The 8759-nt window shown below is 68.3% G+C and carries 9 protein-coding genes; 3 read left to right on the top strand and 6 right to left on the bottom strand.

Going from position 1 to position 8759, the window contains the following annotated elements; all coding sequences use genetic code 11:
- The first annotated feature begins 265 nt into the window (after nucleotides 1-265).
- Nucleotides 266-418 (top strand): hypothetical protein, encoded by a 153-nt coding sequence (locus BKH20_RS11110; protein WP_256693155.1) that lies wholly within the window; start codon nucleotides 266-268, stop codon nucleotides 416-418.
- A gap of 11 nt (nucleotides 419-429) precedes the next feature.
- A complete protein-coding gene (locus tag BKH20_RS11105) occupies nucleotides 430-1251 on the top strand; it encodes an ABC transporter ATP-binding protein (RefSeq protein WP_075391108.1) in 822 nt (273 codons plus the stop codon).
- 22 nt (nucleotides 1252-1273) lie between these two features.
- Here the strand turns inward: BKH20_RS11105 and BKH20_RS11100 are convergent, their stop codons facing one another.
- From BKH20_RS11100 to rbfA, 3 genes are all read right to left on the bottom strand, one after another.
- On the bottom strand, nucleotides 1274-1576 hold the full coding sequence (locus tag BKH20_RS11100; protein WP_075372771.1) for a hypothetical protein: 303 nt from the start codon (nucleotides 1574-1576) through the stop codon (nucleotides 1274-1276).
- Nucleotides 1577-1647: 71 nt separating this feature from the next.
- Nucleotides 1648-2727, bottom strand: coding sequence for a tRNA pseudouridine(55) synthase TruB (gene truB, locus BKH20_RS11095; protein WP_075391107.1), 1080 nt, complete (start codon nucleotides 2725-2727; stop codon nucleotides 1648-1650).
- Between the two features lie 32 nt (nucleotides 2728-2759).
- Entirely contained in the window at nucleotides 2760-3257 is a 498-nt protein-coding gene (gene rbfA / locus BKH20_RS11090; protein WP_075391106.1) for a 30S ribosome-binding factor RbfA, read from the bottom strand.
- 197 nt (nucleotides 3258-3454) lie between these two features.
- On the opposite strand from rbfA, the gene rarD reads away from it, so the two are divergent.
- Nucleotides 3455-4447 (top strand): EamA family transporter RarD, encoded by a 993-nt coding sequence (gene rarD / locus BKH20_RS11085; protein WP_075391105.1) that lies wholly within the window; start codon nucleotides 3455-3457, stop codon nucleotides 4445-4447.
- Here rarD and BKH20_RS11080 read toward each other — a convergent pair.
- Genes BKH20_RS11080 through BKH20_RS11070 form a run of 3 tightly spaced genes read right to left on the bottom strand, consistent with a single transcriptional unit; the run spans nucleotide 4422 to nucleotide 8535 of the window.
- Nucleotides 4422-5222 carry a slipin family protein gene (locus BKH20_RS11080; protein WP_075391104.1) on the bottom strand — a complete coding sequence of 267 codons (801 nt, stop codon included), beginning with the start codon at nucleotides 5220-5222 and terminating at the stop codon, nucleotides 4422-4424. The two genes, rarD and BKH20_RS11080, sit on opposite strands and share 26 nt — an antisense overlap.
- Nucleotides 5223-5272: 50 nt before the next feature.
- Nucleotides 5273-6193, bottom strand: a complete 921-nt coding sequence (locus BKH20_RS11075; protein WP_075391103.1) for a hypothetical protein — start codon at nucleotides 6191-6193, stop codon at nucleotides 5273-5275.
- Nucleotides 6193-8535, bottom strand: a complete 2343-nt coding sequence (locus BKH20_RS11070) for a nitric-oxide reductase large subunit (RefSeq protein ID WP_075391102.1) — start codon at nucleotides 8533-8535, stop codon at nucleotides 6193-6195. Before BKH20_RS11070 ends, BKH20_RS11075 begins: the two co-directional genes overlap by 1 nt.
- Between the last annotated feature and the right edge of the window lie 224 nt (nucleotides 8536-8759).

The following is an 8759-nucleotide window of genomic DNA, read 5'->3' as shown; positions in this document are numbered from 1 at the left end:
AGTGGGTCCACTGGTACGGGCACCACCCGGCCACACTCCGCCATCGGGATGCGAACCACCGCCGAGCACGAAGCCGCCTGGGCGCCCGACACCCACCACGACCACCACCGCCAGGAACAATCACAACCGGCAACCACCGGAACCAGATAAACCAGCCTCCACAAAACCCGGGGCTTGACACCCCAAGCCCCCACACCGACCCACACCCCTTGGAATCAATCATCTAGGTGCCTCCACTCTGGGCAGTCCCACGATCGGGACGGTCATGGCCTCGCGCGGAGCCCCGGACCTTCAGCTCCTTCCCAACTGGTGGCTGGTGGGACTCGTCCTGCCGGGGGCACTGCTGGCCACCGTCGTCGGCGCCGTCGCCCTGGCCCTCAGACGCCTGCGCACCATGCCCCTGACCACCAGCGAGTAAGGAGAGACAGAATGCGCGCCTCCACCCCAGCGGGCTCCTCATTGCGCACCGGCTCAGCGGCCACGGGACCGGCCGTGACCGCGGGAGCCGGACAACCGGTCCTGCGGGCCCGGCACCTGTCCAAGAGCTACCACTCCCCCGTCCTGCGAGACCTCGACCTGGAGGTCGAGCAGGGGCAGTTCGTCGCCATCATGGGGCCCTCCGGGTCCGGGAAGTCCACCCTCCTGCACTGCCTGAGCGGTATGGACCAGCCCGATGCCGGCTCGGTGCTCCTGGGCGGCCAGGAGATCACGAGCCTGAATGAGAAGGAGCTGGCGGCACTGCGACTGACGCGCTTCGGATTCGTCTTCCAGCAGGCGCACCTCATGACCACCCTGTGCCTGCTGGACAACATCGTCCTGCCCGGGTTCCTGGCGGGTCTGCGTCCGCGCTCAGAGGTCACGTCGCGTGGAGAGGAGCTCATGGAGCGCATGGGGATCGCCGACCTGGCCGCCAGCGGCGTCACCGAGGTCTCCGGCGGCCAGCTGCAGCGCGCCGGCATCTGCCGGGCCCTCATCAACGACCCCGGGATCGTCTTCGCCGATGAGCCCACCGGTGCGCTCAACTCCACCACCGCCCTGCAGATCCTCGACCTGCTCGGGGAGATTCACGCCTCGGGGACGACTCTGGTCATGGTCACCCACGACTCCCAGGTGGCGGCCCGGGCGGACCGGGTCCTGGTGCTCGTGGACGGGCAGATCACGGAGGACCTGCTCCTGGGACGATACGAGGAGGCTGACGGCCCCGCACGCCTGACGACGGTCACCGAGGCCCTCCAGCGCCACAGCGTGTGACGGGGCCGGGTCAGTGGCCTCCTCAGTGGCCCCCGCAGCCGCAGCCGCCGCCGCTCGAGGTGGGCGCGGAGACGTCGCGCAGCCCCAGCAGGTTGCCGGCCTTGTGCCCGGGGGTGACACCCTGCGGCGCCCCCGCCCCCAGCGCCGTCGTCACCGCTGAGGCGATGGCGACGGCGTCGATGGCCTCCGAGGAGGTCTGCGCGGGCTCGGGCCGGTAGCCCTCACCCACCGGCTGGGCGACTGCGGGAGCGGCGGCCCGCTCGTCCTGCTCATTGCGCTTGCCGTGCCCGCCGCATCCGCAGCGGCATCCACCGGTCTGGCTCATCATGTCTCCTCACGAAATGGTGCTCATCGGGTGTGCTCGCGCCGGACTGGCCGGTAGCCCGTGTACGCGTCTCAGGCCGGGTCCAGGACCAGCACCGGGCGCGCACGCGGACCCTGGTGCCTCAACAGTGCCACGAGGCGCCCACCGGGGGCGAATCCGGCCACGACACGCTGCTCAGCCGCCCCCGGGGAGGCCTGCGGCCGCCGGGTCTCGGGTGCCTCGGCCCGCTTCAGGACCGCGGCGTCAAGGGGCTGGCCGTAGCGCAGTGCGCGCGCCTCGTCCTGGCTGAGGACCAGCCGCTCGAAGCAGCGCCGGGCGACCTCCTCCAACGGGACCGTGGTGACCCCGTGAGGCTCGGGGGCCGAGGCGTCGGCCTCGACCTGGGCGGACAGGTCCGCCAGGGTGTGGGCCTCGTCGATATCGAAGGGGCCGACTGCGGTGCGCCGCAGCGCGGTCAGATGAGCCCCGCAGCCCAGTGCCCGCCCCAGGTCGCGGGCCAGGGCGCGCACGTAGGTGCCCGACGAGCAGGAGACCAGGATGTCGATGTCAACAGCCTCCACCGTCCCTGAGCCGTCGCCCCAGGCGCCGTCACCGTCGACGATCGCCTTGCGGGGCTCTCCGGTCAGGCGCAGCTCGTGGATGGTGACGGGTCTGGCCCGCAGCTCGACATCCTGCCCGTCACGGATGCGTTGGTAGGCTCGCACGCCGTCGACCTTGATGGCGGAGACGGCGCTGGGCACCTGCTGGATCGGCCCGGTCAGGGCGGTGAGCGCCTCCTGGAGGCGGTCCTCGGGCAGGTCCTCGATCCGGCAGCCGCGGGTCGCGGTGATCTTCCCGTCAGCGTCCTCCGTCGTGGTCTCCGCCCCAAGGCGAACGGTGGCCTCGTAGGTCTTGTCGGCCCCCACCAGGTAGGTGAGGAAGCGGGTGGCGCGCCCGATGCCCAGCAGCAGCAGGCCGGTGGCCATGGGGTCGAGGGTGCCGGCGTGCCCCACCTTGCGGGTGGCGGCCAGGCGGCGGGTGGCGCCGACGACGTCGTGGCTGGTCAGCCCCTGGGGCTTGTCCACCACGAGGACCCCGTCGGCGGCCGTGACCGCGCCGCGGGGGACGTCGGGGCGACGACGTGCGTGTTCGTGGCCGCTATCGGGGCCCATCCTGTGCACCGGTTCTAACCGCTCGGAGGCCGTCACAGGTCCTCGGCGTCCGTTGCGGATTCCTGGTCGGCCTCCTCGGCCTCACGGTCGCCGTCCTCGGCCTCCTCATCCTCCTCATCGTGGCGGTAGGGGTCGGCATCACCGGCGTAGGTGGCCCCCTCGGCGACCTTGGCGATCTGGGCGTCACGCACCCGGGCCTGAGCCAGGGCGTCCTCCAGGGTCTTGGCGGTGGTGGGAAGGGCATCGAGCTGGAAGGACAGTGAGGGGGTCAGGCGGATACCCAGCGCCTTGCCGACCTCGGAACGGATGAGTCCCTTGGCTGAGCGCAGCGCCTTGGCCGTCCCCTCCCGCTCCTCATCGCTGCCGTAGACGGTGTAGAAGACAGTGGCCTGCTGGAGGTCCCCGGTGACACGGACATCGGTGATGGTGACGAAGCCCAGGCGCGGATCCTTGATGCGCCCCTGAAGGAGACGGGCCACCGTCTCGTGAATACGGTCGGCGACCTTGCGGGCGCGGGCGGCGTCGGCCATGGCGGAGCTCCTTCACGTGCGGGGTCCGGGCCTGTAAAGCCCGGGGCTGAGCGATCGGGACCGATCGGCGCGCCGTCCTCGCCCGAGAAAGAGCGAACCCTTCCGAGGCGGTCCAGTGCGCCTCACTATGCTACGCGGAGCGGCGACACGGTCACTGCAGCCATCCCCGAGCGCGAACGGATCAGGAACAGATCACAATGAGCTCCTCCCCCGGTGCATCCTCCTCGAAAAACGGCCCCACCGCTACGCCACCGGCCCTTCCTGACGCCGCGGCGACCTCGGCGTCAGGGACGCTCGATAGCACTGGGATGGCTCTGGTCATCGGCTGCTACACCCTGTGGGGCGTCTTCCCCCTCTACTTCCACCTCCTCTCGGCCGCCGGCAGCGTGGAGATCATCGGTCACCGGATCCTCTGGACGCTCGTGACCTGCCTGATGCTCACCGCGCTGCGGCACCGCTGGGCGCACCTGGTCCACGTGGTGCGCTCACCGCGCCTGCTGGGGATGCTGGCCGTCTGTGGGCTGCTGGTCTCGGTCAACTGGCTCGTCTACGTCTACGGCGTCAACAGCGCGCGCACGGCCGACGCCGCCCTGGGCTACTTCATCAACCCGTTGGTGACGGTGGCCCTGGCCTCACTGGTGCTGCATGAGCGGTTGCGCCCCGCGCACCGGGTCTCGATCGCGCTGGCGGGCGCCGGAGTGGCCCTTCTCGTGCTGCTTCAGGGCTCGCTGCCGTGGATCTCCCTGGCGCTGGCCTTCTCCTTCGCCCTGTACGGGCTGGTCAAGAAGCAGCTCGGGCCTGATGTGGACGCTCTGACCGGGCTGACGGTGGAGAGCGCCGTCGTGACTCCCGCCGCGCTCGCCTACCTGGGCCACATGGCTTGGCAGGGTCAGTCGGCCTGGCAGGCTCCTGGTCAGGGCTGGCCGATGATGGCGCTGCTCGTGGTGGCCGGCCCGGTCACGGCGGTGCCCCTGCTGCTCTTCGCCGCCGGAACCAGGCGCGTGCCGTTGTCGGTGGTGGGGATGAGTCAGTACATCGCTCCGACCATCCAGTTCCTGCTGGCCTGGGGAGCCTTCCATGAGCGAATCTCTCCGGCCCGCTGGGCGGCCATGGTGCTGGTGTGGGCGGCGGTCGCGGTCTTCATCGGCGACGCAGTGCGCCAGCTCATTCGCCATCCTCGTCCTCGTTAGCCTCCGGCAGGCCGGCCTGGGGGCCGAAGCGCTCCAGGAGCGGTCCGATGATGTCCATCGGCAGGGGGAAGACGACCGTGGAGTTCTGGTCGGCACCGAGCTCCAGGAGGGTCTGCAGGTAGCGCAGCTGGAGGGAGGCCGGTGACTTCGAGAGCGTGTCCGCCGCCTGGCGCAGCTCCTCAGAGGCCTGGAGCTCACCGCGGGCGTTGATGATCTTGGCGCGGCGCTCACGCTCGGCCTCAGCTCCACGGGCCATGGCCCGCTGCATCTGCTCGGGAATCTCGACGTCCTTGATCTCGACGACGCTGACCTCCACGCCCCAGGGCTCGGTGAGCTTCTCAATGATGTCGCGCAGGTCGGCGTTCAGGGCGCTGCGGTGGGCGAGCACGGTGTCCAGGTCGACCCGCCCGAGAACGGACCTCAGTGTGGTCTGCGCGATCTGGGAGGTGGCGATCGCATAGTTCTCCACTGCCATGACGGCTTTGACCGGGTCGGTGACGTTGAACAGGACGACGGCGTTGACGCGCGCTGGAACGTTGTCCTCCGTGATGACTTCCTGGGGAGGGATGGTCAGGGTGACCACTCGGGTGTCGACCCGTACCAGGCGCTCAAGGAAGGGGACGACCAGGTGCAGGCCGGGCTCGTAGACGGGTCGCAGGCGCCCCAGCCTGAACACAATGCCCCGTTCGTACTGGGTGATGATCTTGAGCGAGAGGACCAGAGCGAGCAGGACGAGGACGGCCAGGGCCACGATGGCGGTGGTGGAAGTAGTCATGGAGGATCCTTCAGGAAGATGGGTCGAGGTGGCTCAGGGCTGGGGTCGAATCATCTGCTTGTGGTGTCGGTGGCCTCATTCCACGCCGAGGACCATGAGCGCCGGGCCCCGCCGCGGGAGCCATCCGACCCGGGCTCGGCCATGGCGACCGGGACTCGCTTACGGGTACGCAGGGCGGTGACGCGACGCAGCTCCGGCTCCGCGGAAGCAGCAGACCCGCCGTCCGCCTTCCTGGCACCGTCGGAGTCGGCGAGGAAGGAGACATGCACGGTGCGCCCCGTGGCGGCCGCACGCGCCTGAGCGGCGGCGATCGCCTCAGCCGCCTCACGCACTGAGCGGTAGCCCGAGGGGCGTGTGCTGATCGACACGGGGACGGGACCAGCGCTCGCCGAGCGACGAGCCGCCTCGGCCTCCCGGTACTCCTGCGAGCCGACGTGGGGCAGGTGGGCGGGCGCGTTGTCAGGGGTGCTCCACAGATGACGGGCCAGCGGCAGGACTCCGACGACGATGACGACGACGGTCGTCGTACCCAGGACGATGAGGTCTCCGGTGTCGTGAAAGGCCACCATAAGCAGCATCGGGATGAAGACACCGACGCAGGCGATGACCAGACCCACGCCGCGGTGGAAGCGTCCGGCGTCGGAGTAGGGCCACGGGTCGACGGGCCGGGTGATCTCCCGCGGGCCGGGGGTGGGTGAGCAGCTGTCCTTGGACGGGCAGCGCCCGCAGATCGCGTGGGCACCCTCGTAGCGGATGACGCGCTTGTCCGGGTCGAAGGCGGTGGGCCACAGCCACTGGTCCTCGTGGCATCTCCAGCCGTCGACGTCGTCGTGGTACATGAAGTCCGAGTGCCGCCAGGACATCGAGTGCCGGGCGCTACGCGAGCCGAGGACGTCCACGGCCCACGCAGCGGCCAGCATGATGAGCGCGTAGGCGGCGATGAGCCACACGCTCAGGTCGGGCGAGTCCATCAGTCGTTCAGCTCCGCACGCTCACCGTGCCAGGCCTTGCGCCCACCCGGGATCTCCTCATAAAGGGCGTCCTCAGCGAAGGTGTCCACCGTCCGTCCACGGCGCCAGTTCCTCAGTCCCAGGAAGGCGATGTAGAGGTAGGGCAGGACTCCGCCGAGGATGAAGATGAGGTCTCCGGGCATCCGCCCCCACTCGATGATCGTGTTGACCGAGTTGGTGACGTAGGTGAGCTGTCGAGCCTCGAAGTAGCCCGTGCCCACCGAGTAGCGCAGCTGGAGGATGCCCAGCGGCAGCAGGGTGGCGAAGCACATCCAGGCCAGACCGATGTTAAGGCTCCAGAAGGAGATCTTGGCGAGCTTCTCGGGCCACTTGTCGACCGGCACCAGGTAGCGCAGGGCGAACATCCCCAGCGCCAGCGCCATGAAGCCGTAGACGCCCATCATGGAAGCATGCGCGTGGTTGGCTGTCAGCGCGGTCCCAATCTCGTAGTAGGACACGATGGGCAGGTTGACCAGGAAGCCGAAGACACCGGCCCCCAGGAAGTTCCAGAAGCCGACGGCCATGAGGAACATGACGGCCCAGCGGTGCGGGAAGGGACCGGCCTCCTTGCCGTGGCGGTTGGCGCCCAGCTGCATGAAGGCCCAGGCCTCCACCGTCAGGAAGGTCAGGGGGATCACCTCGGCGGCTGAGAAGAAGGCGCCCAGCGCCATGTGCTCCACCGGCGTGCCGGAGAAGTAGAGGTGGTGCATGGTGCCGATGACGCCGCCGGCGGAGTACAGGATGATGTCCATGAAGATGATGCCCAGTGCGATCCTCTCGCGGACAACGCCCAGCAGGACGAAGACGTAGGCGACCATGACGGTGGTGAACAGCTCGAGGAAGTCCTCAACCCACAGGTGCACCACCCAGAAGCGCCAGAACTCGGCGACGGTGACGTGGGTTCCGGTGCGCGCCATCATCCCCACGGCGTAGAAGGCGGGGATCGCCAGGGCGGCGAACATGAACAGCCAGGGCATGTTGGCCACGTGCTCATTGCTCAGGCGCGAGCGCATGGCGCGCCAGATGATGAACACCCAGACGAACAGGGCCACGGTGAGCAGCACCTGGAAGACGAAGGGAAGGTCGAGGTACTCCCACTGCTGGGCGAACAGCGGCCCCTTGGCCCAGCTCAGGCCGTGCTGGCTGGCCCCCTCCGCCAGGCAGGACAGGACGACGACGACCGTGGCCGCGATGAACAGAGTCCACACCAGCACGTGCTGCTTCTTCGGCTCACGTCTGGCGATGAACGGGGTCAGGAACAGACCGGCTGCGAGCAGCCCGATGGCGGTCCAGAACAAGGAGAGCTGGACGTGCCAGGTGCGCGCCAGGGAGAAGGGCAGGAGCCGGCCCAGGTCGAAGCCGAAGAAGGACAGCACGTCGGCCCGGTAGTGCTCGGCCAGGGCTCCCAGGAGCGTCTGGACGAGGAAGAGGGCGGCGATGGTGAAGACGTACCAGGCCACCACCCGCTGCGACTTGGTCAGCCCAACCTCCTCGGGCTGTCGGAAGGACAGGGCCGGGGCCTCCTCGGAGTGCCAGCCGATCTTCTGGCTCCAGCGGCCGTAGATGGCGAACATGGCCCCGGTTCCACCGATGAGGACGATCAGCGACAGGACCGACCAGATCATGAGGTCGCCGGTGGGCGCGTTGCCGACCAGGGACTCGGCGGGCCAGTTGTTCGTGTAGGAGTAGTCGTGGCCCGGACGCTGCGCGGACGAGCCCCAGGCGGTCCAGCCGAAGAAGGCCGTCACCTGCTTGACCTGGACGGGATCGGTGATGAGATCCGGCTTGAGGCCGTGGCTGCGGGCATCGGGCCCGAACATCGTGGTGTAGTGGCTGACGGCCTCGTTGTAGGCCTTGACCTGCTCATCGGTCCACACCAGGGTTCCCGTGGAGGGGTCGTAGCGGTTGGTCCGCATCATCTTCTTGGTGGCGGCCGCCGGATCGGCGACCCCCTGGGAGGCGAGCTGTTCCTTGACGCTGGTGGCCTCCATGCGAAGGTACTCGGCGGTGAAGTCGGGACCGAGGTAGCCGCCGTGCCCCAGGATGGAGCCGTACTCCATGAGACCTCTGGCCTGGAAGAGCTTCTGCCCCTCGGTGATGTCCTGTGTCGTGAAGAGGGTCTCGCCGCTCTCGGTGACCACCTTCTGGGGTTGAGGCATGGAATTGGTGTAGGTGCGGTAGGCCAGCAGGCCCATGACAGTGAATCCGAAGAGCATGACCAGAGCAACGCCCTGGATCCACCCCTTGCCGATGAGGCGAGCGCGTCGGGAGGCCGCCCCCTCAGTCGTGGCAGCGGATGACATGAGATTACCTCCGTACATCTCAGGAGACGGCGGATGTCTTCCGCGTCGTCACAGCCACCGTACAAGCGTCGTACGGGTTACTGTCGGAACGATCCAGGACTTCTCCGTTGATATATCGACCGATCAGCCCCATTTCCTCAGATTCTCTCCGTTTATATTCAACACGTGGAACGACGAGACGATCGTGGTGCCACCCATTTTAATCATTTTCATGTTTCCTATTT

This window comes from Actinomyces oris (genome assembly GCF_001937445.1).
Classification (GTDB): Bacteria; Actinomycetota; Actinomycetes; order Actinomycetales; family Actinomycetaceae; genus Actinomyces; species Actinomyces acetigenes.
Note: the sequence above shows the minus strand (reverse complement) of the source record. Positions and strands in the feature narration are given on the sequence as shown.

Coding starts and splice junctions, on each gene's coding strand:
- BKH20_RS11110 (WP_256693155.1), top strand. CDS start 266: ATGGCCTCGCGCGGAGCCCCGGACCTTCAGCTCCTTCCCAACTGGTGG.
- BKH20_RS11105 (WP_075391108.1), top strand. CDS start 430: ATGCGCGCCTCCACCCCAGCGGGCTCCTCATTGCGCACCGGCTCAGCG.
- BKH20_RS11100 (WP_075372771.1), bottom strand. CDS start 1,576: ATGAGCCAGACCGGTGGATGCCGCTGCGGATGCGGCGGGCACGGCAAG.
- truB (WP_075391107.1), bottom strand. CDS start 2,727: ATGGGCCCCGATAGCGGCCACGAACACGCACGTCGTCGCCCCGACGTC.
- rbfA (WP_075391106.1), bottom strand. CDS start 3,257: ATGGCCGACGCCGCCCGCGCCCGCAAGGTCGCCGACCGTATTCACGAG.
- rarD (WP_075391105.1), top strand. CDS start 3,455: ATGAGCTCCTCCCCCGGTGCATCCTCCTCGAAAAACGGCCCCACCGCT.
- BKH20_RS11080 (WP_075391104.1), bottom strand. CDS start 5,222: ATGACTACTTCCACCACCGCCATCGTGGCCCTGGCCGTCCTCGTCCTG.
- BKH20_RS11075 (WP_075391103.1), bottom strand. CDS start 6,193: ATGGACTCGCCCGACCTGAGCGTGTGGCTCATCGCCGCCTACGCGCTC.
- BKH20_RS11070 (WP_075391102.1), bottom strand. CDS start 8,535: ATGTCATCCGCTGCCACGACTGAGGGGGCGGCCTCCCGACGCGCTCGC.